Genomic DNA, 22961 nt, shown 5'->3' with positions numbered 1-22961 from the left:
ATTGATTCATGCCGTTAAGAGTGCTGCTAACTAAATAGTTTGATGCGAGCTTCGTTTGAGGTTAGCGTTTGAAAACGCCAAACAAAAATTAAGGCGGCGATCGCCACTGCAAGGGTTAAACCCAACCACAAACCTACGCCACCCAAATTCCATCCAAACCCCAACCAATAGCCACTGGTTAAGCCAATACACCAGTAGAATACAAAACTGAGTACCATTGGCACACGGGTATCTTGTAACCCTTGTAATGCACCATAGGCAATCTTTTGTATCCCATCAAATAAATGGGCGATCGCTCCAACTCGCATCATCGCAGTGGCTAGAGCTACAATAGCGGCATTTTCTGGAGCATTAATATCGATATACAGCCCAATGATGTGCTGAGGAAATACCAGGAAGGCGATCGCCACCAGTATTGTCCATGCTGTTCCAACAGCGAGACTGACAAAACCAGCTTGTCGTATTCCTGCTAGATTTTGTTGTCCAAACCATTGACCAATTCGAGCCGTTGCCGCAAATGACATTCCCAGAGGCACCATAAAGATCAGATTCATGGTTTGAAATACGATTTGATGCGCAGCTAACCCATCTGTTCCCCACGCTCCCATCAAGTAGCTAACAGCCGTATACACGCCGATTTCCAGGGCAGAGAATACACCGATTGGCGTTCCTAATTTGACTAATTCCCACAACACTTGGGGCTTGAGTTGATGTAAACGATAGGAGAATTGATAGGTTTTGAATTGCTTATGGGTAAAGAGGTAGACAACGAGTGCCCCAAACATTCCCCATAACGTTAAAACACTCGCTAAAGCCAACCCTGCCAACTCTAAACGGGGAAATCCAAATTTGCCAAACCCAAACACATAATTGCCCACGACGTTAAAACCCGTCCCGGCGATCACAATCATGAAGATGGGGCGAGCTTGAGACAATGCGGAGACGACCCCTCGCAACATGGCAAAGCCCAACGCGGGAAATAAACCCCACAACATGATGTTGAGATACTCTTTTGCCAACTCCACCATGGCGGGTGATTGCCCCAGTTGAAGCATCACTCTGTCTAAATGGGCGATCGCGATCATGATTGGAATTGCCAATAATAGCGATAGCCATAATCCTTGCCGGGTGACTTGCTCAATCCGAGTTTTATTGCCTGCTCCAAATGCTTCTGCCACCAGTGGGCTGATGCCCATCACCACTCCACTGGTTGTCACCACGATGGAAAAAAAGGTGATAGAGGCTAATGCTCCGGCAGCTAAGGTTTCTCGCCCTAAGTGACCCATCATCACCGTATCAACAAACCCCGTTGCAAGCTGGGCAACTTGAGCACTGGCTAGAGGAATAGCCAGTTGCAGAAATGCCTCGAATTCTGCGCGAATATTCAATTGGTAAGCGTTTAGGGTCGTCATGCCTGAAACACCTCTGACGTTACAATCTGTAATTTATTCGGTTACAATCACAGATTAAAGAAGCTATTAGATTTGAACTATCAAAATCCTATTAGAGTTTCAAAATCCTGCTTCCAGTTTTGCAAGGAGCGATCGCGCCGATGGCTGTCTCGCAATCTTCAAACGCCCAAAATTCAGAGTCACCAATCTTCTCCAGCCTAAATTTAGATTGGGAAACGATTCTGCTGGAGGAATATCGTCAACCCTCTGGGGGCACGACGTTGGCAGCAGAAGCCGACCTCGTGATTGTATTAAGCCTCTCGACTCAACCCCATCGCATTTACCAGCAGATTGGCGATCGCCACCATATCGGGTTGTATCACCAGGGCGATCTTTGCATTACCCCATCTGGTATTCCCAGTGGCTACCAAGCTGAAGGGGATGACCACTACTTGTATGCACAAATTCCCTCAAGGTTTCTCCAACAGGTGGTCGAAGAGGCACTCGAACTCAATCTCGATCGCGTGGAAGTAGTGCCAACCTTTCAGTCTCGCAATCCTCAATTGGAGCAACTGTTGCGGTTATTGCAAGCCGAATTGCATCAAGACGGACGCATGGGACGGCTTTATGTTGAGTCGTTAACCAATGCCTTGGTAGTGAATTTACTTCGAGATTATTCTACAACACAACCCCATATCACTCAGTACGACGGGGGATTGGGCGATCGCAAACTCCTTCAAGTCACACACTATATAAACGAGGCGTTAGATCAAGACATTAAACTTGCAGATCTGGCTCAGTTAGCAGGAGTGAGTCAATCCCATTTCAGCCGTTTATTCAAGCGATCCATGGGGCTGTCTCCTCACCAATATTTGCTTCAGCAACGAGTTGAGCGGGCAAAACAGTTATTGAAGAACACCAATCAATCCCTGGTTGAAATCGCTCTGGCTTGTGGCTTCGACAGCCATAGCCACTTCACCAGACAATTTCGGCATATCACTGGACTAACCCCCAAAGCCTACCGAGCACACTGAGCGAGCGTAGATTTAGTTTTAAGGAGGTTTATTTTTTATGTGTGGCTCAATAGCCTGATGGAGACTGAAACTTACCAATCACAGCGTCAAGTTGTTGGGCGATCGCCAATAACTCCATTTCTTTCCACCGTTTACCAACAATCTGCATCCCGATCGGTAATCCATTGGTTGTTTGTCCGATTGGAATCACGACTACTGGATGCCCACTCAAATTGAATGGCATTGTGTAAGCTCCATTCGCAACTCCATGCGGATAGGCTCGACCATCCACTTCGATTGCATTCCAGTTAGGACGATGGGTAAAGGCAGGAGTCGCTGCAACGGGAGTGATCCAAACATCCCAGGAGTCTAACGCCGTATCGAGTTGAGCGATGAAGCGATCGCGCTCGGTCAGTGCCTCAAAATATCCCTTCAAGCTTGGATTCAGCAGTTCAGGTAACACGCGGCTAAAATCACCCAATGCCCGAAGTTTCCTATCTCCTTGAGTCGCTGTCCGAAAGATCAACTTGAGACTGCGCTGGAGATTGTAGCGATCGGCAGGTTGGGCATAGCGGTTGATGTAGGCTGCGACTCTGGAATAGAGATTGAAAATATCAGACACATCAAAGTTTTCAGGCAACAAGGGATGAGCTTGCACACCTGACTGACTCAGCGTTTCAATTACCTGTTGCATTGCAGTGCGGATATCAGAAGCAACGGGAACTTCTGCCCACTGCTCAGTCCAGGCAATTTTAAGATCTGGTAACGATTTACCAGAAGGGGTGTCCAGGGGGACAGGAGGAACATCCGGACGACGGGGATCAGCGACCGCAAGCAGGGAAAAGCAAAGACGGAGATCGTCAAGCGATCGCGCAAAACATCCCACGGTCATCATTTGTCGAAGGCAGTGAGGCATTCCGGGGACTTCGGGAATCATACCTGCTGTCGAAATGCGGCGATCGGTTGGCTTCAATCCGTAAACACCACAAAAGTGAGCAGGTTGACGCACGGAACCCGCAATATCATTGCCAATATCCAGTGGAGATAATCCTGCTGCTACTGCGGCGGCACTACCGCCTGAACTCCCTCCCGCTGTGTATTCGACATTCCAAGGATTATTCACTCGTGGAAACAACGAATTAGTGCTTTGATAATCCCCTGCCAGTTCCGCCATGTTGGTTTTTCCCAGGACGATCGCCCCTGCGGCTTTGAGCCTAACAACGGCGGTTGCATCCTGTTGGGGAATGTAATCTTTGAGAGGAATGTAGCCTGCTGTAGTGCGAAGTCCAGCCGTTTCAAAAATGTCTTTGATGGTCACAGGAACGCCATGCAATACGCCCCAATTTTCACCTCGTGCCAGTGCTTCATCTGCTTGTTTGGCGCGAATGCGAGCGTTTTCCTCATCAAGGGTGCAAATGGCGTTGAGTTTGGAGTTGTGTTGAGCGATTTGTTCCAGGTGGGCGTCTAAGAGTTCGATCGCAGAAATATGGCGATCGCGAATCATCTGAGCCAGTTCAACCGCAGACTTGAACACAAGATCGCTCATAGTCTTCCCTCAAATTGGTTGTTAAGGTTGATCATACCCTGATTTAGTTAATAGAATTAACTAAGATTCGCAGTGTTCATCCAGATTGAATAGCTATGGGTCGTCCAACGAAGGAAAATTCGCTCACCCGGCAAGATGTGATTGCCGCCGCGATCGCCTGTCTTGACCAGGAGGGAGAATCTGCCTTGGGAGTGAATCGCGTAGCGCGAGAGCTAAACATCAAACCTCCCGCTATCTACAAGCATTTAGAGGGAAATGCCGGACTCCAACGGGCTGTTGCTCTGACTGTTTGGCGACAGTATTTGACCGAGTGTCAGCAGCAAACTAATGGCATTACAGACTCACAAGAATTGTTTCGTGTGAGTGCGCGTGCAACTCGAAATTTTGCGCGATCGCATCCTGCCCGTTATCGCGTCATGATGCATTATCAAATGCGACCGACTGACCCAGAAGAAGCTGAGGTGATGCAAGACGCACTAAAACTCTTTCAAACGTCTTTGCATCTGCAAGGTTTGAACCATGATGCTCTGATTGATGTGATGCGAATGGTGAATGCCGCGATTTACGGCTTTATTATGCGAGAACAAGCTGAATTAATGACGATTGATCGCTCTACAGATGAAAGCTATGAAGTGATGCTGGATGCGTTATTGGTGGCGATCGCGCATATTCAACATTCCTCGAAAATTAAGGAGTTGTGAGAATTAACTTCAATGAACGGCGTACATAAGTTTCCCATGATTCAGTCGTTGGTTGGAAAAGCATGGCATGTAGCATAATGCCACTCATCGTATCGAAAACCAGACCGGGATCTATGTCAGGCTTCACTTCCTGTCTTGCTTTGGCTCGCTCCAACACAACAGCAAATGCCTCTCGCCGTGGTTGTAAGTACTTCGTCCAGTAGATTTGAGCAAATTCAGCATTACTTGATGCACTGCTGATAATCATGGCAACCGTTTGTCGTCCTAACGGATTCAGCGAGATTTGAGCGGCAGTTTGAATGAGAGTATCCATATCACCCCAAAGGCTCCCAGTATCAGGAATGACAATCTCTTCCCGAATACTCTCGACCGCATCTGCCACCAGTTCAGCCTTACTGCTATAACGCCGATAAATGGTGGTTTTGCCAACCCCTGCACGGGCAGCGATCGCCTCAATGCTCATTGCCTCAAAACCAACCTCTGCCAGCAATTCTAAGGTTGCTTGCAGCATTGCTTGATGAGATCGGGCACTCCGGGGTCTTCCTGGCGACTTTTTACTTGGAATCGTCATGGCTGCTATCATAATTTACGATACAATATCGTATCGAAATAAGAGGCAATTATGCAGCGTCCTCGTTACACCGACAAAGCCAGTACTCAAACCCTGCGCGAAGGATTAGCAGAATACTATTCCCTCAACCCCCACATCACCGATCCAGCAACCCAACCCTCAGACTTTGCCAGAATTCTCCGTGCCCATGATGTGGGTCATGTCATCTACGGTTGCGATACGGGAATGTTTGATGAGTTGAAAATTCTGCCTCTGTTTTGGTGGACGAGTGAATGTACGTTTCAGACCTATCTCAAGATGAAAAATTCCCCTGCTGTTGATGTGATGTACGAGGATATGATCAGAGAAAAGGGAACGCTTTGGCTGTATGGCTCAATTCTGAAAGTACTTCCCGGAGTCATTCTAGAGTTAATTCCAATTTGGTTTAAGACTCGAAATCGCCAAAAGCTGTTACCGTTTCTGGATTTTGAACCCTTGATGGAGCGATCGCTCCTTGATATTCGTCAGGAATACAATCTGATGCTCCTATTGAAATAATCAAGTCATCTACCTTTGGATATAGCAATCCCAAATGGGTTGTGAGAGATGGCGCGGGAGAAGCCCGCGCCATCTCTCACAACTCATCTCACAACTGATTTAGGACTGCTATAGATAAAGTGGATGTTATTTGAGAAATAAAATTACGCTCTCCAAACGCTCATCAAGTTATACTCCTTGTAAAGCCTTTTGGGAGCCCGTTCTATGCCTAGAAGCGAAGCTGAGCGCGCACGACAGAAAACAGTTCGCTTCCTGGATGAGTTGCCACATCAACCGATTCTTTCCAGTAAATCAAAAGGATGGAATGGCATTGTGACGGAGTATCGTCATCATTCCCCAGACGAAATTGCATCGCCACCAATGGCGCAACATCTCATTACCCTCAACTGCGGTAAGTCCTACCAACTCGTGCAGAAGTTGGATGGGCAGATCTATGAAGGACAGGTCATGAAAGGCGATATCATTCTCACGCCTGCTAACCGACCTAGCGAGTGGATTTGGGATTCCGAGGTCGATGTATTGCACCTCTGTGTTGAACCTGCCCTTGTAACTAAAGTCGCTGTAGAAGCGATCGAAGTTGATGCTGTTCGGGTTGAAGTTCTGAATCGCTTTGCGGTAGCCGATCTACAAATTCAACACATCGGTCAGTTGCTACTCTCTGAATTGCAAAATGATAAATTTGCAAACCGCCTCTATGCGGAATCTTTGGTTAATGCTCTCGCTGTGCATGTGCTCAGAGAATACAGCAATATTGAGAAAGCGGTTCGGCAATATTCCGGTGGACTGTCTAAGCCGAAGTTACAGCAGGCGATCGCCCACATCCAGGCTCATTTTGATCAGGACTTGAGTTTGGATGAAATTGCGGCACAAGTAAATTTAAGTGCCTACCATTTTGCGCGGTTGTTTAAGCAATCTACTGGATTAGCACCGCATCAATTTCAGACTCACTACCGGGTTGAACGGGCAAAGGAATTGCTGCAAGCCGGAGAAATGGCGATTTCTGAGATTGCGACTGCTGTTGGCTTCTACGATCAGAGCCACCTGAGCCGCCATTTCAAGCGTATTGTTGGAGTCTCTCCTAAAGCCATGCAGCAGGATAGCAAAAACGTCCTCTGGATTAGCAAAGACGTGCAAGACCGTACTGCCTGAGTCCTTCTACAGTAAGTGTAGATTCCAGCAAAGGGACGGCACTTATGAAGGCGTTGTTTGCACCTCTAGCCTTAACGTTTAGTTTGTTTCTCGTTCCATATCCTGAGTTTCAGCCACAGGCATCATCCACTGAGCGATTAACAAACTCATCCTCTCTTAACATGAGCCAATCTCTAGAAACTCCAGGAGAAGGGTTAGAAACACTGCAAATTTACAATGTTGCGATCTCTGTGGCGAATCTCGATGAATCGATCGAGTGGTATGAAGACAAGCTGGGATTTCAACTTGAGAATAGACGAAATGTATCTACGGGAATTGAAATTGCTCTAATTGAGAAGAATGGATTCTTCATCGATCTGATTTATATCGCGGGTAGCGAAAACGTTGAAGGCAATCCGCAAGATCCACCTGACCACTTGAAAGTACAGGGCTTACGGAATCTTGTATTTTGGGTCGATGATTTGCAGGCAACAGATGCAGAACTAAAATCAAACGGTGTTCAACTAATTTGGGAAAGCCGCTACATCCCTGAAGTTGGAACATCTGTCACTAATTTTCGAGATAACAACGGCAACTTGATTGCCATCTGGGAAAGATAAACAGCTCTGAGAGAGGTGAGCTTTCCGTAGAAAAGGGGGCTGATACACCCGTTTGGCTGGCAACACTTCCGGCAGATGGACCCAATGGAGGATTCTTTAACTCTCGCAAACCTGTGCCCTAGTAAGTCCATTTCACTCCTGGCTCTAAATCATTCATCATAGAAGGAATTCTAATCATGCAAGCCAAAACTCTGAAGATCCTGGTTTCATTGGCGATCGCCACAACTGGACTCGCTACAGGTGGAGCAATTTTAACTCTTGCACAACAATCGCTTGAGACTAGCGAAATGCTCGTCAGCCAGACAACACAGACTGCATTACCGAATCTACCTGTCACCAATGAGGTTGAACTTGAAGTAGTCGCTGAGTTACCGATTCGCCCCTCGGCAGTGGTCAAAACTCCCGATGGCAGAGTGATTTGGACAGAACACTTTGGCGCACCCAATCCAAACCGAGTCCATGAATTGCTACCGGACGGCACATTTCGAGATTATCCTGCTGGGGCGCAGTATGAATCTCATGCTTTACGAATTGATAGCCAGGGAGTGCTGTGGATGCTGGATATGGGCGGAAATGGTAGGCTTCCCAAGCTACTTGGCTGGGACACGACGACAGAAACCTTAGTGAAAGAAATTGAAATTCTAGCTCCCGCGAACGAACCCAATTCTTCCATGCAGGATTTTGTGATTGATGAATCGAGAAATCTGGTAGTCATCGCAGATACAGCAGGGGGTTCAGAACCGTGGCAATTTAACCCGGCACTGGTCGTAGTTGACCTCAATACGGGAGAATCGCGTCGGTTGCTGGCAGGGCATCCCAGCGTACAGGCGGAGGCGATCGATGCCATTATCGAAGGTCAACCGTTGATGATCACCACGAATCGGGAAACAGGTGAACAGATACCTTCGCGGTGGGGTGTGAATGGCATTGCGATCGACCCCAATTACGAATGGATTTATTACAGTCCGATGAGCAGCACCAGCGTTTATCGCATCTCGACTCGTGATCTAACTGATACCAGTCTCAGTGCAGAAGAACTTGGTCGTCGCGTAGAACGATATGGCGATAAAAACATTGGTGATGGCTTGATGGTAGACACAGCCGGAAACATCTACAACACAGATTTGCAATACAACGCGATCGGTGTCACGGATGCTCAAGGCAACTATCGCTTGATCCGCAAAGATGATGAATTGTTGAATTTCACTGAAGGCTTTGAACCTGCCGCAGATGGCTACGTTTATGTAGCAACAAACCAGGCACACAAAAGTATTTTCTTTCAACCCGTTGATGGTGGAGTTCCTCCTTATTATTTACTGCGCTTCAGACCATTGACACCTGCTCGTTAGAACTAGAGGAACTGATGCTAACCAAGAAATTATTGTCAGCGATCGCCCTATCTGCTCTAGCGATCGGCTCTTTGGCAATTCATAGTGTTGCCCAACAATCTCAACAGCCATCCATTCAAGATTCGACGCGATCGCCCGTTTCACTCGAAATCCATCACATGACCGTATCCGTTGCAGATGTGGAGGCTGCATCACAGTGGTATTCAGAGAAGCTCGGTTTTACTGAAACGAAACGGGTTGTACTCGATAACGGCAATGTGCAAATTGCCTGGATGGAGATCCCAGGCTTTCGGATAGATCTGGCTCAAGTGCAAGGGTCAGGGCGACCTGAAGAACAGAATGCTTTACCGCCTCAACATATGCTCTCGCAAGGTTGGCGACACTTAGCATTTGCTGTGGATGATGTCGATCGCGCTTATGAAGCTCTAAGCGATCGGGGAGTTGAATTTATCAGTCCACCTGCAACCTACGATCCACCCGGTATTCGCATTGTCTATTTCAAAGATATCGATGGCAATATCTTAGAACTCTACAGCGATTTTTAAGCAATGAATCGAAGAATTATCACTAAGTTGGTGATGGGAACAGTTATTGCCCTTGGCTTAATGCTCCTTTCACTGTCACCTACTCAATCACAAACTAGCTATGCATCTTTGAATTCGCTTAATCCTCACCACGTCGCACGGTCTGTTTCCAATTTGGAAGAAACGATTCAGTGGTATCAAGAGAAGTTAGGATTCACAGCAACCTTAAGACGAGAGTTACCTCAATTCTCAACTCGACAAGCCTTTTTAGAACTGAATGGATTTCGGATTGAAGTGTTTGAGCGTGAAAACTCAGCACGAACCTATCCATCTCCTGTGAATGTTCCTGATGATTTGTTGGCTCAAGGATATAAACACATTGCTTTTGCTGTAAATGACATTGATGCGATCGCCACGGAACTCAAGCAACGCAATGTTGAAATTGCTTTGGAACCTGTAGCAGACGAAGAACTTGGGTTCACCGTCTGTTTCATTAAAGACAATAGCGGCAATTTGATCGAATTAGTCCAGGAACTGAATACTTTGTAAGATAAGCAACGAGAGTAGAAATATGACACATTTTAACGACTACAAAGACAAGTACGAGAATCTAAAACTAGAACGGACTGATTCTGGTATTTTAACGGTGACGATGCACACCAATGGCGGCTCACACATTCATACCGGGAAAGCCCATCGAGAGTTTGCAGAAGCCTTTGGGGAGATTGCTCGCGATCGCCAAAATGAAGTCGTCATCTTCACAGGGGCCGGTGAACAATGGATTAGCCACATCGACTTTTCTACTGTAGATGACATCACAAAGCCCGCAGGTTGGTATGCCATCCTTACAGAAGCACGTCAGTTGCTTTACAACTTTCTCGATATTAGTGTTCCTGTCATTTCCGCCGTCAATGGTCCTGCACCGATTCATGGTGAATATGCCTTAATGGGAGACATTATTTTGGCGGCTGAAGAGGCGTATTTCCAGGATAACCAGCATTTATCCGTGGGTGGAGGAGTCGTTCCAGCAGATGGCGTGCAGATTCTCTATCCGGCTGCAATGGGCGATATTCGAGGGCACTATTTCCTGCTAACCATGCAAAAGGTATCAGCGACAGAAGCTTTGCAACTGGGCATGGTGAATGAAGTACATCCCCGTGACGAATTACTAGAAAGAGCCAATGAATTAGCCGAACAACTGTTGCGCCTCGATCCCTATACCCGTCGCTACACTCGACTCATGTTTACCCGCAAGCTTAAGCGCAGAGTGATTGATGAACTGCCGTTTGATATGGGTCTGGAGGGACTCTCGATTGTTTCAGCCGTACAACCCAAAGTATCCTAAAAATTTGCCTCAACAGCTACTTGCTTTGAACTTCAGGCATTGCCTCTCTGGTCAATCTCAAGCAGTGCGCTTTAACTGTTGCTCTCGGCGGTATAGGAAGAAGGGGAGAGAACAGGAAAGCCCAACACCGAAGGTCAATCCAATATATAGAATGATCCAGGTGCGGGAGAGATTTAACCGCTTCAATTCAAACCAGGCAAAGCAGAAGAAGGCGATCGCAGAAATCAACAAATCGGCTGTCAATCCTGCTGCAATATTATTGGCAAATGCTCGTTGCAAGAACAATGAGGGAGAAAGCAATGCCGACGGATCTTGCAGGAGCCAAAACCAGGGTTCAATTGAGCCAACAATGGTCAGAATCAGATACAAAACTTTGATGCCGCTGAATGTGTGAGCTGTTGGGAGATTTGTTGCTTTCAGCATGAGTTTATCCTCAATCAGTGTGCTTTCATGATGGAATAGGGAGATAATCAAAGCAATTACCTACCAGGTAATCAAGCTCATCTTTTACGAACCTTGTGATGCAGCAGCACACGATTGCCTCAAATCCATCTCTCGACTCGTTTGGACTGCTCCTGAAGCAGTGGCGCAGCCAGCGAGGATTTAGCCAGCTAGATCTTGCTGTAACCAGCCAGGTGTCTCAACGCCACATTAGTTTTCTGGAATCGGGACGAGCCAAACCCAGCCGAGAAATGGTGCTGCAACTGGCAGAGGTACTAGAAATTCCGTTGAGACAGCAAAACCTGATGCTGACTGCTGCTGGATTTGCGCCCATCCACGCCGAGACCGATCTGTCGGCTCCTGAAATGGCTTCTATCCGTAAAGCACTCGACTTCATGCTACGACAACAGGAACCCTACCCAGCGATCGTGGTCGATCGCTACTGGAATCTATTGCTGACCAACCCTGCTGCCAATCAGCTGCTCAACGCTTTCATCGCCCCAGAGGAACTACAAGCCCACTTCTACCGGGATGGAAAAGTCAACCTGATGCGAGCCATGTTTCATCCCCAAGGGTTCCGTCCCTTTGTTGTGAACTGGGATGATTTTTCAGTGCATTTGCTACAGCGTTTACATCGAGAGGCGATCGCTGAGGGTGAAAGTGAACAATCCAAAGCATTGCTAGATGAGTTGATGGGTTATCCGGGCATTGCAGAGGTTTGGCATCCTTCCGCTCGAACGACTCAAAATACTATGCTGCTAACTGTTCATCTCAAACGAGGAGATCTCGAATTAGAGTTTTTCTCAACGATCGCCACCCTCGGCACCCCCTACGACATTACTCTGCAAGAACTAAGAATTGAGTGTTTGTTTCCAGCCAATGACAGTACGGAACATAACTGGAAACAACTCCTTAAATCTCAAATTTAATTGGCTGAGCTTATCAGCAAACTGGAATGCTCTCTACTGATTGTTGCGAGCACCAGACTGAGACGCTTTTGCGGAGTAGTAGAGTGCATCCAAGCCAAAAATGTGAATTGGCTTTTCATACTGCAAACCAGTTTTTTCCATAACTCGTCTAGAAGCGAGATTCTCAGGTAGGGCTAGCCCAATGAGTTTGTCGAGATGAGCAACATTAAACCCGTAGGCTACAGCCACCTTCGCTGCCTGTGTTGCAATTCCTCGCCCCCAGTAGGCTTTGGCGAGTCCATAAAGCACCTCAACTTCCTCCAATTCATCTAAATAACGCAGACCGCAGTAGCCCACCATTTGAGATGAACTGTTTTCGGCGGTTCCTTCGGAGTTGTGCGAAACACTAATCGCCCAAACCCCATATCCTCGCTGCTGCCAGTGATGGATGAACGATTGTAGTGCTTTTTCTGTACTCTCTCTGGAAATTGGAACACCTCGACTTGGTAGAAAGCGAGTTACTTCAGGATCAGCCCAAATAGATGCAAGCCTCTCCAAATGCAAAGACTGAAGTGGACGCATCGTAAAACCGTTAACCTGTAGGACGGTTGGATCAGCAGGATTGGTCATTGCCACATTCTAAAGATCAGTCACGATTTAACACGGCTTCTTTAAGACCTCGCTTAAGCAAGGAGGGTCAGGAGCAACAGGGTTTTCAACAATGTTAAGTCAGATCGTAAATTAGTTTTGTCAAGTGATACTTGACAATCGATCTCCTGACAATGTAAAGTAGGACTTGACAGCAAATAGGCGAACGGATGAAAAATCGGCTGAAAGAGCTTCGACAATTGCGCCAATGGTCACAATCCGACCTCGCCAGAGCATTGGGAGTCAGTCGCCAAGCGGTCAACGGATTTGAATCGGGTAAGTTTGACCCCAGTTTAGATATGGCGTTCAAAATTGCCAGTCTGTTTCAGGTCGCGATCGAAGACGTTTTCATTTTTGAGGCAAAGAATTCGATGCAAACATTACTTGAACGAGTCAAAAATTTCTTCGGTTTTGAATTTGGGTTTGAACGGTTCACAGAACAGGCAATTCATGCCATTACCTTCGCTCGTAATGAAGCCTTACGATTGCAGCAATCAACGCAAGGCACACCTCCACAGGAGCCACAGGTTGAACCAGAACATTTGCTAGCTGGACTATTGGCAGATCCAACAACAACGTCTGCTCAATTACTGCAAGCGCATGGTGCAACACTGAGAGTCACAACGGATGAGCATAGCTTTGAACCAGGAGAGAATCTCAAATTGAGTTCACAAAGCAAGTTTGTCCTGGAGCTTGCTTTACAGGTGGTTCGGCTTCAAGGCAAGAAGTCGATTGGCACAGAACATCTTTTGTGGGGTTTGATGCGGTTAACTGATACCAATAAGACCTTTCAGACTGATTTGTTTCAGCGTTACGGAATCCATCTTGAAGCATTGAATCATCAACTCATAGAAATCATTTGAGATGGGTATGAATGAGAGAAACTTACCCGCTTTGAATTAGAGCTCGGAGAACGGTGTTTGTTGTTGATGTCGTTGCTTGAATTTGCATCAAGGTTAGACAGGTTTGATGTGCCCGTTGTCCGGGCAGAGATGCGTTTTCTTTGCTCGGTAGAAAACGGGAGAAGGGTGAATCTGACTGGGAAGCATTGCGCCGGGAGGTTCAGGAAGATCTCAATGTCAGTCTGATTGCTGAAACCTTAACTGAAGTGATGTTTGTCCAGGAAGTCGCTCATGGCTATGCAGAACCAACTCAGGTGACGATGCGCTGCTTTGGGGCAGACTACATGGGTGATATCATTGCTAGCTCTGAGATCGAAGCGATCGCATGGCTAAGATACATGGATTTAGACCAATGCGTTCAACCACTCAACGGATACTGAAGTATTTGTATCAGCAGCAGTGAATTGATGAGGCGCGATCGCTTTATGTAGGAAGTCCTGTTATTTGCCAGGAGCTCTCTATAAGCTGAAATCCAGTACGTTAGGGCTGAACTTCGCGCAATCGACGCTCCAGAAAGCGACGCTCACTGTCATTCGTCACTAGTTCCAGTGCCCGTTTATAGCTTTGGGATGCTTCCTCGAATGCTCCGATACGTCGGAATAAATCTGCACGGGTAGCGTGAAATAGATGATAGCTGTCCAGTTCTGGAGCAAGTTGATTAATCAGTCCAAATGCCGCTTGAGGACTCTCTGCCATTGCGATCGCCACCGCTCGATTCAAAGTCACAACGGGTGAAGGCTGCAAGCGTTCTAACACCTCATAAAGTCGCACAATCTGTGCCCAGTCGGTTTCCTCGGCTCGTGCTGCCTGACAATGGAGTGCAGCGATCGCCGCTTGTAGCGCATAAACCCCTGTTCCGCCCCGCAACGATTCTTCTACCAGGGGCAACGCCTCAGCAATTTGTAAATGGTTCCAACGGCTCCGATCCTGGTCTTCCAGCAAAATCAAATCACCTGCTTCATCCAGACGGGCATCTCGTCGCGAGTCGTGCAGCAACATCAACGCTACCAATGCTGTGACTTCTGAAGGAGGTTGGGGTGACATTAATTGCCGCACCAGTTGTCCTAATCGAATCGCTTCAGTGCAGAGGTCAGCCCGCACGATCGAATCTCCTTTGGTGGCGGCATAACCTTCATTGAAGATGAGATAGATTATCGTCAGGACTGCCTCTATCCGAGGAGCGAGATCGGTTGTTTCTGGCACTTTATAAGGAATACCTGCATCTCGAATTTTGCGTTTGGCACGAACTAACCGCTGTGCCATTGTCGTGGTCGGAACCAGAAATGCGCGGGCAATTTCGTCGGTTTCCAGTCCGCCCAACATTCGTAAAGTCAATGCTACTTGAGTTTCGGTGCCTTCGGAGTTGCGCTTTGCGCTAAACGCCAGTGCGGGATGGCAACAAGTGAAGATTAATCGCAGGCGATCGTCTTCAATTTCATCACTTTCGTAAGTTGGTTCTTCGCTTGATGGAATCAACCCCGATGCTGCATACCATTCTAGTTTTTCGGTCAGTCGGGTTCGTCGTCGGAGGCGATCGATCGCTTTATATCGGGCAGTTCGGATAATCCAAGCACGAGGCAAATCGGGAATACCGCTGGTTTCCCACTGATTCACCGCTGCTGCAAACGCCTCCTGTGCGGCTTCTTCTGCCAGATCAAAATCTCCTACCAGCCGAATCAGGATAGCGACAATGCGTCCCCATTCAGCCCGATAGACAGATGCAATCGCCTGGGTGACATCTGATTGTGAGGTTGAAGCCATATCTGTCATAGAAAGACACAAAGAATTTTGGACAACGTGTCGATTTGAGGAATTCCCGTTCGACTGACTGACAAGAGAATACAATGATGATAATTTAGTACGTCTGTACCAAAAATTAAGTTTTTTGGTGAAGTGTCGATTTGAACGATTCTCATTCGACTGAATGACAACAGAGGCAAAACTCGATCGTATTCAATAAAAAGTTTTTCAGTGAAGTGTCGATTTGAACGATTCCCATTCGACTGAATGACAAAGGAGGCAACCGAATGAAATACATGCTGCTGATCTATATGGACGAAAACGCCATGAGTGACACCGAGCGGGAGCATTGCTACGTCGAATCTACCCAACTCGCCCAAGAACTCCATACCAAAGGACAATTTGTGGCATCTGCTCCCCTCCATCCTGTTGCAACGGCTACCAGTGTTCGCATCCGTGAGGGCAAATCGCTGGTAACTGACGGTCCCTTTGCTGAAACCCGTGAGCAATTGGGCGGGTTCTATCTGGTGAATGCTCAGGATTTAGATGAAGCGATCGCGATCGCTAACCGCATTCCAGGGGCGCGAGTGGGCACGGTCGAGATTCGCCCTGTTCTTGAAATTGCGGGATTACCAGCCCATTGAAGTTGAGGAAAACATTCATGCAAATTAATTCCAAAATTACTCCCTGTTTATGGTTTGATGATCAAGCCGAAGCCGCCGCTCAGTTTTATACGTCAGTTTTTCGCAATTCTAAGATCGTCCACATCAGCCGATACGGAGACGCTGGACAGGAAATTCATGGACAACCCGCTGGAACCGTCATGACCGTCAGCTTTGCACTGGATGGTCAGCTATTCACCGCACTGAACGGCGGTCCAGCCTTCAAATTCAATGAGGCAATTTCCTTCCAGGTCTTTTGCGATACCCAGGAAGAAGTGGACAATTACTGGCAAAAACTGTCTGCGGGTGGGGATGAAACCGCGCAGCAATGTGGCTGGCTCAAGGACAAATACGGTGTTTCCTGGCAAATTATTCCTCACGTTTTGATTGAGTTGCTCAATCACCCCGATGCAGCAACATCCCAAAGGGTGACAACTGCCATGCTGCAAATGAAGAAGATCGAGATTGATGAACTCAAGCGTGCTGCTGCGAGTTAACGATAAGTACGCTCAATCCTTACTAATCCAACTCAAAACTACTCAACAGGAGATTTCACAATGAAAGTCATGGTCTTCGTCAAAGCAACCCACGACTCCGAAGCTGGAATTATGCCAAGCGAACAGCTTTTGACTGAAATGGGACAGTTCAACGAAGAATTAGCCAGGGCAGGTATTCTGCTTGCTGCTGAGGGGCTTCATCCTAGCTCAAGAGGGGTGCGAGTTCGCTTTTCGGGAACAGATCGCGCCGTCACCCAGGGACCTTTCGCTCCAGCACAGGAGTTAGTTGCAGGGTACTGGCTGTGGCAGGTGGACTCAATGGAAGAGGCAATTGCCTGGGTAAAACGCTGCCCTAACCCAATGCCAGGAGACTCTGATATTGAGATCCGTCCCGTGTTCGAGGCAGAGGATTTTGGTGAAGCCCTGACACCCAAATTAAGGGAGCAGGAAGACCGCATTCGTGCCCAGGTTGAAACGCGACAGCAAGAGTAGCTTCATCTGCAACTGATCAGTCCATCAAAACACAGAATCGACGACCAAAGGAGAAATCAATGCAACTCAATTCCTACCTGATGTTCAATGGCAACTGTGAGGCTGCGTTTCAGTTCTACGAGAAATGTCTCGGTGGCAAAATCACCATGATGATGACCCACAAGGAGGCACCTTCCGCAGAGAATGTCTCTCTGGAGTGGCATGACAAAATTATGCACGCTTGCCTGGATTTAGGTGATCGCCTCTTAATGGGATCTGACTGCCCTCCGGGATATTTTGAACCTCCTCAAGGCTTCTACGTACAGGTGAGCGTATCCGAGCCAGACGAGGCAGAACATATTTTTCACGCTCTGGCAGAGAACGGCAAAGTGAAAATGGCGATCGCTCCAACCTTCTGGTCTACACGTTTTGGTATGTTGATCGATCAGTTCGGTACACCCTGGATGATCAATTGCGAGCAGGTCGTTTGAGCTTCTGAACACTCTTCAACTTCACTGTCAATATTTCACAAATTGCTTCATAAAACACCACACAGGAGAAATCATGAGTACTCAAATTTTCGTCAATCTACCTGTCAAAAATCTCCAGCAATCAATCGAATTCTTTACAAAACTCGGCTTTCAGTTCAATCCTCAATTTACTGATGAGACGGCTACTTGCATGATTGTCTCTGAGAACATCTTTGTGATGCTCCTGACTCATGAGAAGTTCAGAACATTTACACCAAACGAAATCTGCGATGCCACAAAAAGTACTGAGGTATTGACGTGTTTATCAATGGAAAGTCGAGAAAAGATTGACGAGATGGTTCACAACGCAATCGCCGCTGGTGGCAAAACCTACAAAGAACCGCAAGACCACGGATTCATGTATGGTCATGGATTTCAAGATTTAGATGGTCACATTTGGGAGCTAATGTACATGGATTCCAGCGCAGTTAACCAATAGGAGACTCATAATGATTCAGAATGTAACTGCCCATCCAAAAATTGTTGGTAAAGATGAGTGGCTGACTGCTCGTAAAACATTACTGGAACACGAAAAAGAGTTGACCAAGCAGCGCGATCGTGTTAATTCTGAGCGACGTAGGCTACCAATGGTTCAACTTGAAAAGGAATACACCTTTGAAGGTTCAAATGGTTCTGTCAGACTGATTGATTTGTTTGAAGGACGTACCCAACTAATCATCTACCATTTCATGTTTGCACCGGAGTGGGAGAAGGGCTGTGGGGGCTGTACAGGTTTTGTTAATTCGCTGGGCGATCTATCCATGCTGAATGAACGGGATACGACATTTGTGTTGATCTCCCGTGCTCCGTTCCCTAAATTAGAAGCCTACAAGCAACTAAAGGGATGGACGCTTCCCTGGTATTCCTCCTTTGGTAGCGATTTCAACTACGATTTCCACGTCACGCTAGACGAAACCGTTGCACCCATCGAATACAACTATCGAGACAAAGCGGAGTTAGAGCGATTAAACGGACCCAATGTGATGCAAGGCGAGAGTCACGGACTCAGCGTTTTCTTCCGCTTAGATGACGATGTTTTCCACACCTACTCAACCTATGCCCGTGGCGTTGAATCCCTCACAGATTCCTACAGTCTGCTTGATATGACTCCTTACGGGCGGCAAGAAGACTTTGAAGATTCACCATCTGGGTATCCGCAAAAGCCGACCTATGGATAGAAAAAACCACACTTCTATGCCAATAGTGCGATCGCACTTCTCAATCATGCAACACAAGGAGATACAACATGGAAACTATTCAAACCGAACAAACCCCATCCATACCTGCTCAACCTCAAAAAGAACATCAGTGGCTCCAGAAACTCGTCGGGGAGTGGACCTATGAAACCGAAGCAATGATGGGACCCGATCAACCCCCCATAAAATCAACGGGAACAGAAACGGTGCGATCGCTGGGTGGACTCTGGATATTGGCAGAAGGACAGGGTGAGATGCCGGGTTGTGGTCTTGCAACGACACTCATGACCCTCGGCTACGATCCTCAAAAACAGCGTTATGTAGGCACCTGGATCGGGTCAATGATGACGTATCTCTGGCAATACGATGGTGAGTTAGATGCAGGAGAAACTGTGCTGACGCTCAACTCGGATGGACCTGCCATGACGGGTGAGGAGAAACTAGGCAAGTACAAAGACGTAATCGAGTTCAAGAGCGACAATCACCGCATCTTGACTTCCCACATGCTGAAAGATGATGGGCAGTGGCAGCACTTCATGACCGCCCATTATTGGCGCAAGTGATACTCCCATGATTCTCTTGTAAGCTGCCATTCAACCTGGTTCCATCCCCTCTCTCGCATCCAGTCGGAACCAGGTTGTGTAGCGATCGCCTGAAATCCATACGTTCTGCCAACCGGGATACTCTCAAATTAGCATTCACAGAAATACCGATGATCTCCCTCAGTCCGAAATTGCGGAACCCAAAATCAATCAGAGCTTTGCCGACTTCGATCGCATAGGCATAATGACCCCAGTACTGAGGTGCTTCAATTCCAAGCTCTGCCTGCCCAATCGTGTAACCATCCTGTCGCAATCCGCCACAGCCAATTAACTTCAGATTACGGCGATCGACAATCGCCCACTGGTAATTGCATCGCGGAACTTCGGTTGCCTATTGCATGAACCGTTGGAATAGGTGATGAGTAAAGTCAGGTGTCACTTCTTCCGGTGAACAGAACTGGGCGGCTGGAGTAAATCCTAAATCTAAATCAATCCAATCTGCGCCAAAGAATCGTATGTTCCAGTGAATTCATCGACCTCTACAGTTTTGATGGGGCATTGAGTGCCAGTGTGAATAGGGCTGCTGTGGTAAATGCGGCGATCGCCCGAACATGGTTCCAAAATTTTCTTTTGTGACGATTGCGACCCACATATCAGTAGGCGATCGCAAATAAACGTGCCATTGCTCCTCCTAATATTGATTCCTTCAGACACCCTTAAGTTAGGAAGAGGCTCTATCTCTTGGCTATCTAATTCTTGTAGCACTATCACATTCTTGAGATGAGTTATTGAACAAAGAAGTGATGAAGAATCTATCCAAAGATAGAGAAAATTCGTTCTCACCTGGTTAAGTAAAGTGAGTTAGGACGGTGATTTGAGAGGGTGTTGTGTATAAAGTGCGATCGCCTCCTTTGCCGCTTGCAACACGCGATCGCGTAACTCTGGGGGTTCAATCACTTCCATCTGTCCACCAAACCCCAACACATAGGCACAGGCAGCTTTCTCAATGTCAAACCGTAGCGAGATCTGCACCCACCCATCGGCATCGGGGGCATCAATTATCTGTTCAATGCGAGCAAAGTACCCCGCATACCGTAGCCAGGACATTGCCTCTGGCGCGACCCGTACCGTTACGCCATAGTAAGGCAGATTCGCTTTGAACTCCACCATCGATCGCTGCCAATAGTGGGCTAAATCGAACCCAACTGGCCGAATACAATGAGAATCCAGCAGCACGGCATTCTGCACTCGTGAAATGCGGTAAGAGCGCACCTCTTCCTCAACGGCTGCAACCAGATACCAGACACTGCCTTTGGCAACTAATCCCAACGGATTAACCAATCGTTCAATTCGCTGACCGTTTCCGCGTTCATAATTCAACAAAACCTGCCGTTCCTGCCAAATGGCGGCTTGCAACACCGGGAATGCTGCCATCTCTTCGTCCCAGTGCTGCCATCCGGTGGGGTCAACATGAATGCGTTGGCTCACCAATTCCGCTTGCTGACGATTGGCAGCGGGTAAGGCGGCTAGAAGCTTGAGTAATGCAGCTTCAAACGCCTGACCCCACCCTAAATCGGCCAGTAGATGAGGCGACTTTGGCACAAATAACGCCTGAATCTCTGCCAGGTTGAGTCCGGTTAATGTCGTTTGATATTGCTCCAGCAATCCCCATCCACCACCCTTACCCCGTTCTGCCACGACTGGGACTCCTGCACTGCTGAGGGCATCCATATCGCGGTGAATGGTACGCTCAGACACTTCCAGTCGCTCTGCCAGTTCGCGTGTGGTTAGCCGAGCATGAACCTGCAACAGCATCAGGATGGAAAGGAGGCGATCGGCACGCATAACGATTTCTAAAACTCCCGCAACGTCTTCTACATTACCGCTGAATATGACAAGGGGTGTCATGAAGTCGCCCTTATGCTGCGAGTATGGCCGTTGGAGAACAGCAATTATGCAACCACTAAAAGATAAAGTGGCGATCGTGGCAGGAGGCACTCGTGGAGCAGGGCGAGGCATTGCGACCGAACTGGGTGCAGCCGGAGCGATCGTCTATGTGACAGGACGCACAACTCGCACACACCAGTCGGACTACAACCGCCCTGAAACCATCGAAGAAACCGCAGAGTTAGTGACTCAAGCAGGGGGAAAGGGTATTGCGGTTCAAGTGGATCATCTAGATCCAGAACAGGTGCGATTGCTCGTCGCTCGTGTGGAGCAAGAACAAGGACAGTTAGATATTTTGATCAACGATATTGGAGCAGAACATTTTGCTGAGTTTGATAAACCCATTTGGGAGGTTGATCTGGAGCGGGGATTACGCTTGTTACGTTTGGCGATCGACACTCATCTCATTACCAGTCACTTTGCTCTGCCGCTGCTAATTCAGAAACCGGGAGGATTCGTCGTTGAACTCACCGATGGCACAGCAGATTACAACAATGGACACTATCGGCAAGCTGTAATCTATGACCTTGTCAAGAATGCAATTATTCGGATGGCGTGGGCACTGGCACAGGAGGTTAAACCACATGGCTGTACAGCAGTCTGCCTGACTCCAGGGTGGTTGCGTTCAGAAATGATGTTAGATCATTTCGGGGTGAGTGAAGCCAATTGGCAAGATGCTACAGCTAAGGAACCTCATTTTATTATTTCCGAAACACCGCGTTATGTTGGGCGCGCGGTTGCTCATCTCGCTAGCGATCCAGAAGTAGCTCGTTGGAATGGTCAATCGCTTTCCAGTGCTCAACTCGCAAAGGTCTATGGTTTTACAGATCTGGATGGTTCTCAACCGGACGCTTGGCGTTACATTCAGGAGGTGACAGAGATGGGTAAACCGGCTGATGCGACTGGATACCGATGAGATTAGCCAGTTCGCTGAGGTGGGTGAACAACGGCCTCTAGCCATGATCGCACGAGTTTAAACTTACCAAACAAAAAGCAGTCAGCAATACTCGATGCAAAGAAAGATTATAGCTTTGGTCAGAAAGCTTAAGGCAAAGGCAATGGCTCAAACCTTGATACTGGGAGAGCTTTCTGACTCGCCCCATCGAATGTGGCTACGGCTACAAACAATGAAATAGCGGAGGCAGGTTTATTCTGGTAGCTGCGGTTTTAACCGTCACTCCCCTAACCGTCAGATGCACCCACCCCCTATCCTAACCAGGTTGAATCCAGCTATAGAAGTTGATTAGAGGATTGCCAGAACGATCAAACCAATTAAGCAACTAAACTGAATTGCCAAGCTCAATATTCGTAGGTTTGGATCAGCACCTATGATGTGAATAATGGAGTGTAAGAGTCGGAATGAGATGTAGACGCCAACGAGTAGATCGATTACGCCTCCAGATATCCCTCTCACCGTTAAGAGGAAAACGACTCCTAAATACAGGGGCAGATTTTCGACCAGGTTAGCTTGTACACGAAAATACCGCCACATCAGGTTGTTGTTATCGATTGCTGCAAAGTCTTTTGGGCTACCTCCTGCCGCTAAGTGTCGAAGTCTCACGGCCAGTAAAAGAATGACAGATGCGATCGTCCAGAGAATGAAAATGACTAATCCCCACAGTGGAACGGTCATCGGTTGGATTGATAATTGTTGGGCGATCGCAAGACCTGCATATTGCTCAATTTGCATCTTCCTTCTCCAATCAAATCTGCTCTTACTGTAGAAAGTTGATGCGTTGAGACTCTAGAAAA

General features: G+C 47.6%; 30 protein-coding genes. 20 read left to right on the top strand and 10 right to left on the bottom strand.

What is annotated here, in order from left to right; genetic code table 11:
- Window positions 1–26: 26 nt before the first annotated feature.
- On the bottom strand, window positions 27–1412 hold the full coding sequence (locus tag H6G89_RS21775) for an MATE family efflux transporter (protein ID WP_190510282.1): 1386 nt from the start codon (window positions 1410–1412) through the stop codon (window positions 27–29).
- Between the two features lie 140 nt (window positions 1413–1552).
- On the opposite strand from H6G89_RS21775, the gene H6G89_RS21770 reads away from it, so the two are divergent.
- Window positions 1553–2425 (top strand): helix-turn-helix domain-containing protein, encoded by an 873-nt coding sequence (locus H6G89_RS21770; protein ID WP_190510280.1) that lies wholly within the window; start codon window positions 1553–1555, stop codon window positions 2423–2425.
- 46 nt (window positions 2426–2471) lie between these two features.
- Here the strand turns inward: H6G89_RS21770 and H6G89_RS21765 are convergent, their stop codons facing one another.
- Window positions 2472–3950: an amidase gene (locus H6G89_RS21765; RefSeq protein ID WP_190510278.1), complete on the bottom strand. Its 1479-nt coding sequence runs from the start codon at window positions 3948–3950 to the stop codon at window positions 2472–2474.
- Window positions 3951–4045: 95 nt separating this feature from the next.
- Between H6G89_RS21765 and H6G89_RS21760 the strand changes: the two genes are divergently transcribed.
- A complete protein-coding gene (locus tag H6G89_RS21760) occupies window positions 4046–4651 on the top strand; it encodes a TetR/AcrR family transcriptional regulator (RefSeq protein WP_190510276.1) in 606 nt (201 codons plus the stop codon).
- Here H6G89_RS21760 and H6G89_RS21755 read toward each other — a convergent pair.
- On the bottom strand, window positions 4638–5162 hold the full coding sequence (locus H6G89_RS21755; RefSeq protein WP_242060063.1) for a TetR/AcrR family transcriptional regulator: 525 nt from the start codon (window positions 5160–5162) through the stop codon (window positions 4638–4640). The genes H6G89_RS21760 and H6G89_RS21755 overlap by 14 nt on opposite strands.
- Before the next feature lie 111 nt (window positions 5163–5273).
- Here H6G89_RS21755 and H6G89_RS21750 point away from each other — a divergent pair, with 111 nt between their 5' ends.
- From H6G89_RS21750 to H6G89_RS21720, 7 genes are all read left to right on the top strand, one after another.
- On the top strand, window positions 5274–5759 hold the full coding sequence (locus tag H6G89_RS21750) for a hypothetical protein (protein ID WP_199336863.1): 486 nt from the start codon (window positions 5274–5276) through the stop codon (window positions 5757–5759).
- 204 nt (window positions 5760–5963) lie between these two features.
- Window positions 5964–6908, top strand: a complete 945-nt coding sequence (locus H6G89_RS21745) for an AraC family transcriptional regulator (protein WP_190510272.1) — start codon at window positions 5964–5966, stop codon at window positions 6906–6908.
- A gap of 44 nt (window positions 6909–6952) precedes the next feature.
- Window positions 6953–7507, top strand: coding sequence for a VOC family protein (locus H6G89_RS21740; protein ID WP_190510270.1), 555 nt, complete (start codon window positions 6953–6955; stop codon window positions 7505–7507).
- 176 nt (window positions 7508–7683) lie between these two features.
- Entirely contained in the window at window positions 7684–8856 is a 1173-nt protein-coding gene (locus tag H6G89_RS21735; RefSeq protein ID WP_190510268.1) for an L-dopachrome tautomerase-related protein, read from the top strand.
- 14 nt (window positions 8857–8870) lie between these two features.
- Entirely contained in the window at window positions 8871–9401 is a 531-nt protein-coding gene (locus tag H6G89_RS21730) for a VOC family protein (RefSeq protein WP_190510266.1), read from the top strand.
- Between the two features lie 108 nt (window positions 9402–9509).
- Window positions 9510–9929: a VOC family protein gene (locus H6G89_RS21725; RefSeq protein ID WP_190510264.1), complete on the top strand. Its 420-nt coding sequence runs from the start codon at window positions 9510–9512 to the stop codon at window positions 9927–9929.
- Between the two features lie 22 nt (window positions 9930–9951).
- Window positions 9952–10725, top strand: a complete 774-nt coding sequence (locus H6G89_RS21720) for an enoyl-CoA hydratase/isomerase family protein (protein WP_190510262.1) — start codon at window positions 9952–9954, stop codon at window positions 10723–10725.
- A 57-nt stretch (window positions 10726–10782) separates the two neighbouring features.
- On the opposite strand, the gene H6G89_RS21715 is transcribed toward H6G89_RS21720, so the two are convergent.
- Entirely contained in the window at window positions 10783–11148 is a 366-nt protein-coding gene (locus H6G89_RS21715; RefSeq protein ID WP_190510260.1) for a DUF2834 domain-containing protein, read from the bottom strand.
- A 98-nt stretch (window positions 11149–11246) separates the two neighbouring features.
- Between H6G89_RS21715 and H6G89_RS21710 the strand changes: the two genes are divergently transcribed.
- Window positions 11247–12095: a helix-turn-helix domain-containing protein gene (locus H6G89_RS21710; protein ID WP_190510258.1), complete on the top strand. Its 849-nt coding sequence runs from the start codon at window positions 11247–11249 to the stop codon at window positions 12093–12095.
- 33 nt (window positions 12096–12128) lie between these two features.
- Here the strand turns inward: H6G89_RS21710 and H6G89_RS21705 are convergent, their stop codons facing one another.
- Window positions 12129–12704: a GNAT family N-acetyltransferase gene (locus H6G89_RS21705; protein WP_190510256.1), complete on the bottom strand. Its 576-nt coding sequence runs from the start codon at window positions 12702–12704 to the stop codon at window positions 12129–12131.
- A gap of 188 nt (window positions 12705–12892) precedes the next feature.
- Between H6G89_RS21705 and H6G89_RS21700 the strand changes: the two genes are divergently transcribed.
- Window positions 12893–13585 carry a helix-turn-helix transcriptional regulator gene (locus tag H6G89_RS21700; RefSeq protein ID WP_190510255.1) on the top strand — a complete coding sequence of 231 codons (693 nt, stop codon included), beginning with the start codon at window positions 12893–12895 and terminating at the stop codon, window positions 13583–13585.
- A 140-nt stretch (window positions 13586–13725) separates the two neighbouring features.
- The gene (locus H6G89_RS21695) at window positions 13726–14004 is read left to right on the top strand and encodes an NUDIX domain-containing protein (RefSeq protein WP_190510253.1); all 279 of its coding nucleotides are present in this window, start codon (window positions 13726–13728) and stop codon (window positions 14002–14004) included.
- Window positions 14005–14104: 100 nt separating this feature from the next.
- Here the strand turns inward: H6G89_RS21695 and H6G89_RS21690 are convergent, their stop codons facing one another.
- Complete coding sequence (locus tag H6G89_RS21690; protein WP_242060062.1) at window positions 14105–15385, bottom strand: RNA polymerase sigma factor; 1281 nt, start codon at window positions 15383–15385, stop codon at window positions 14105–14107.
- Window positions 15386–15651: 266 nt separating this feature from the next.
- Here H6G89_RS21690 and H6G89_RS21685 point away from each other — a divergent pair, with 266 nt between their 5' ends.
- The 7 genes from H6G89_RS21685 to H6G89_RS21655 all read left to right on the top strand — a co-directional run bounded on the left by H6G89_RS21685 (window position 15652) and on the right by H6G89_RS21655 (window position 19283).
- On the top strand, window positions 15652–16008 hold the full coding sequence (locus H6G89_RS21685) for a YciI family protein (RefSeq protein ID WP_190510249.1): 357 nt from the start codon (window positions 15652–15654) through the stop codon (window positions 16006–16008).
- A gap of 17 nt (window positions 16009–16025) precedes the next feature.
- The gene (locus H6G89_RS21680) at window positions 16026–16523 is read left to right on the top strand and encodes a VOC family protein (RefSeq protein ID WP_190510247.1); all 498 of its coding nucleotides are present in this window, start codon (window positions 16026–16028) and stop codon (window positions 16521–16523) included.
- A 60-nt stretch (window positions 16524–16583) separates the two neighbouring features.
- Window positions 16584–17015 (top strand): YciI family protein, encoded by a 432-nt coding sequence (locus H6G89_RS21675; protein ID WP_190510245.1) that lies wholly within the window; start codon window positions 16584–16586, stop codon window positions 17013–17015.
- 59 nt (window positions 17016–17074) lie between these two features.
- The gene (locus H6G89_RS21670; RefSeq protein ID WP_190510243.1) at window positions 17075–17485 is read left to right on the top strand and encodes a VOC family protein; all 411 of its coding nucleotides are present in this window, start codon (window positions 17075–17077) and stop codon (window positions 17483–17485) included.
- Window positions 17486–17558: 73 nt separating this feature from the next.
- A complete protein-coding gene (locus H6G89_RS21665) occupies window positions 17559–17963 on the top strand; it encodes a VOC family protein (RefSeq protein WP_190510242.1) in 405 nt (134 codons plus the stop codon).
- 10 nt (window positions 17964–17973) lie between these two features.
- Window positions 17974–18702 carry a DUF899 domain-containing protein gene (locus H6G89_RS21660; protein ID WP_190510239.1) on the top strand — a complete coding sequence of 243 codons (729 nt, stop codon included), beginning with the start codon at window positions 17974–17976 and terminating at the stop codon, window positions 18700–18702.
- 68 nt (window positions 18703–18770) lie between these two features.
- Window positions 18771–19283 (top strand): DUF1579 domain-containing protein, encoded by a 513-nt coding sequence (locus H6G89_RS21655; protein WP_190510237.1) that lies wholly within the window; start codon window positions 18771–18773, stop codon window positions 19281–19283.
- On the opposite strand, the gene H6G89_RS21650 is transcribed toward H6G89_RS21655, so the two are convergent.
- From H6G89_RS21650 to H6G89_RS21640, 3 genes are all read right to left on the bottom strand, one after another.
- Window positions 19255–19575 (bottom strand): GNAT family N-acetyltransferase, encoded by a 321-nt coding sequence (locus tag H6G89_RS21650; RefSeq protein ID WP_242060061.1) that lies wholly within the window; start codon window positions 19573–19575, stop codon window positions 19255–19257. The two genes, H6G89_RS21655 and H6G89_RS21650, sit on opposite strands and share 29 nt — an antisense overlap.
- Before the next feature lie 170 nt (window positions 19576–19745).
- The gene (locus H6G89_RS21645) at window positions 19746–19976 is read right to left on the bottom strand and encodes a hypothetical protein (protein ID WP_190510236.1); all 231 of its coding nucleotides are present in this window, start codon (window positions 19974–19976) and stop codon (window positions 19746–19748) included.
- 147 nt (window positions 19977–20123) lie between these two features.
- Window positions 20124–21170 (bottom strand): helix-turn-helix transcriptional regulator, encoded by a 1047-nt coding sequence (locus H6G89_RS21640; RefSeq protein ID WP_199336862.1) that lies wholly within the window; start codon window positions 21168–21170, stop codon window positions 20124–20126.
- A 46-nt stretch (window positions 21171–21216) separates the two neighbouring features.
- Here H6G89_RS21640 and H6G89_RS21635 point away from each other — a divergent pair, with 46 nt between their 5' ends.
- Complete coding sequence (locus H6G89_RS21635; protein ID WP_190510234.1) at window positions 21217–22125, top strand: SDR family oxidoreductase; 909 nt, start codon at window positions 21217–21219, stop codon at window positions 22123–22125.
- A 327-nt stretch (window positions 22126–22452) separates the two neighbouring features.
- Here the strand turns inward: H6G89_RS21635 and H6G89_RS21630 are convergent, their stop codons facing one another.
- Window positions 22453–22899 carry an MAPEG family protein gene (locus tag H6G89_RS21630; protein ID WP_199336861.1) on the bottom strand — a complete coding sequence of 149 codons (447 nt, stop codon included), beginning with the start codon at window positions 22897–22899 and terminating at the stop codon, window positions 22453–22455.
- Window positions 22900–22961 lie beyond the last annotated feature (62 nt).

The organism is Oscillatoria sp. FACHB-1407, from assembly GCF_014697545.1.
GTDB lineage: Bacteria > Cyanobacteriota > Cyanobacteriia > Elainellales > Elainellaceae > FACHB-1407.
This window is presented reverse-complemented; position numbering and strand designations above follow the sequence as displayed.

Bases quoted from the DNA above. Each gene is read 5' to 3' on its own strand.
- H6G89_RS21775 (WP_190510282.1), bottom strand. From the start codon at position 1,412: ATGACGACCCTAAACGCTTACCAATTGAATATTCGCGCAGAATTCGAG.
- H6G89_RS21770 (WP_190510280.1), top strand. From the start codon at position 1,553: ATGGCTGTCTCGCAATCTTCAAACGCCCAAAATTCAGAGTCACCAATC.
- H6G89_RS21765 (WP_190510278.1), bottom strand. From the start codon at position 3,950: ATGAGCGATCTTGTGTTCAAGTCTGCGGTTGAACTGGCTCAGATGATT.
- H6G89_RS21760 (WP_190510276.1), top strand. From the start codon at position 4,046: ATGGGTCGTCCAACGAAGGAAAATTCGCTCACCCGGCAAGATGTGATT.
- H6G89_RS21755 (WP_242060063.1), bottom strand. From the start codon at position 5,162: ATGCTGCAAGCAACCTTAGAATTGCTGGCAGAGGTTGGTTTTGAGGCA.
- H6G89_RS21750 (WP_199336863.1), top strand. From the start codon at position 5,274: ATGCAGCGTCCTCGTTACACCGACAAAGCCAGTACTCAAACCCTGCGC.
- H6G89_RS21745 (WP_190510272.1), top strand. From the start codon at position 5,964: ATGCCTAGAAGCGAAGCTGAGCGCGCACGACAGAAAACAGTTCGCTTC.
- H6G89_RS21740 (WP_190510270.1), top strand. From the start codon at position 6,953: ATGAAGGCGTTGTTTGCACCTCTAGCCTTAACGTTTAGTTTGTTTCTC.
- H6G89_RS21735 (WP_190510268.1), top strand. From the start codon at position 7,684: ATGCAAGCCAAAACTCTGAAGATCCTGGTTTCATTGGCGATCGCCACA.
- H6G89_RS21730 (WP_190510266.1), top strand. From the start codon at position 8,871: ATGCTAACCAAGAAATTATTGTCAGCGATCGCCCTATCTGCTCTAGCG.
- H6G89_RS21720 (WP_190510262.1), top strand. From the start codon at position 9,952: ATGACACATTTTAACGACTACAAAGACAAGTACGAGAATCTAAAACTA.
- H6G89_RS21715 (WP_190510260.1), bottom strand. From the start codon at position 11,148: ATGCTGAAAGCAACAAATCTCCCAACAGCTCACACATTCAGCGGCATC.
- H6G89_RS21710 (WP_190510258.1), top strand. From the start codon at position 11,247: ATGCAGCAGCACACGATTGCCTCAAATCCATCTCTCGACTCGTTTGGA.
- H6G89_RS21705 (WP_190510256.1), bottom strand. From the start codon at position 12,704: ATGACCAATCCTGCTGATCCAACCGTCCTACAGGTTAACGGTTTTACG.
- H6G89_RS21700 (WP_190510255.1), top strand. From the start codon at position 12,893: ATGAAAAATCGGCTGAAAGAGCTTCGACAATTGCGCCAATGGTCACAA.
- H6G89_RS21690 (WP_242060062.1), bottom strand. From the start codon at position 15,385: ATGGCTTCAACCTCACAATCAGATGTCACCCAGGCGATTGCATCTGTC.
- H6G89_RS21685 (WP_190510249.1), top strand. From the start codon at position 15,652: ATGAAATACATGCTGCTGATCTATATGGACGAAAACGCCATGAGTGAC.
- H6G89_RS21680 (WP_190510247.1), top strand. From the start codon at position 16,026: ATGCAAATTAATTCCAAAATTACTCCCTGTTTATGGTTTGATGATCAA.
- H6G89_RS21675 (WP_190510245.1), top strand. From the start codon at position 16,584: ATGAAAGTCATGGTCTTCGTCAAAGCAACCCACGACTCCGAAGCTGGA.
- H6G89_RS21670 (WP_190510243.1), top strand. From the start codon at position 17,075: ATGCAACTCAATTCCTACCTGATGTTCAATGGCAACTGTGAGGCTGCG.
- H6G89_RS21665 (WP_190510242.1), top strand. From the start codon at position 17,559: ATGAGTACTCAAATTTTCGTCAATCTACCTGTCAAAAATCTCCAGCAA.
- H6G89_RS21660 (WP_190510239.1), top strand. From the start codon at position 17,974: ATGATTCAGAATGTAACTGCCCATCCAAAAATTGTTGGTAAAGATGAG.
- H6G89_RS21655 (WP_190510237.1), top strand. From the start codon at position 18,771: ATGGAAACTATTCAAACCGAACAAACCCCATCCATACCTGCTCAACCT.
- H6G89_RS21640 (WP_199336862.1), bottom strand. From the start codon at position 21,170: ATGACACCCCTTGTCATATTCAGCGGTAATGTAGAAGACGTTGCGGGA.
- H6G89_RS21635 (WP_190510234.1), top strand. From the start codon at position 21,217: ATGCAACCACTAAAAGATAAAGTGGCGATCGTGGCAGGAGGCACTCGT.
- H6G89_RS21630 (WP_199336861.1), bottom strand. From the start codon at position 22,899: ATGCAAATTGAGCAATATGCAGGTCTTGCGATCGCCCAACAATTATCA.